The organism is Burkholderia sp. SIMBA_051, assembly GCF_046534915.1.
Taxonomy (GTDB): Bacteria; Pseudomonadota; Gammaproteobacteria; order Burkholderiales; family Burkholderiaceae; genus Burkholderia; species Burkholderia ambifaria.
Genome location: NZ_JAWRXS010000736.1, coordinates 1 through 244, shown reverse-complemented (window position 1 = coordinate 244; position 244 = coordinate 1). Strand labels below are relative to the sequence as shown.

At 75.8% G+C, this 244-nt stretch carries 1 protein-coding gene; it reads left to right on the top strand.

Going from position 1 to position 244, the window contains the following annotated elements; all coding sequences use genetic code 11:
* Positions 1–244, top strand: a 244-nt coding sequence (locus SB771_RS36410; protein WP_410722212.1) for a hypothetical protein, incomplete at both ends; no start/stop codon positions are given.

The window sequence follows — 244 nt, the reverse complement described above, 5'->3', positions numbered from 1 at the left end:
CGGCGCCGTCGCGCTCCACGCCAGCACCGGCGGCCGAATCGACCTGTTGCGCAGCGACGCACGCACGCGCGGCGACGGCGCTTATGCGGCCAGCGTCTACGGCGGCGCGCTGAACGTCGATGGCGGCTCGCTCGTCAGCGACCGATACGGCGCGCTCGACGCGGCCGGCGGCAGCATCGCGCTGCGCAACGGCGCGCGCGCGACCGGCGGCGACGGCACGCTGCTGGCCGTCCATGCGCAATAC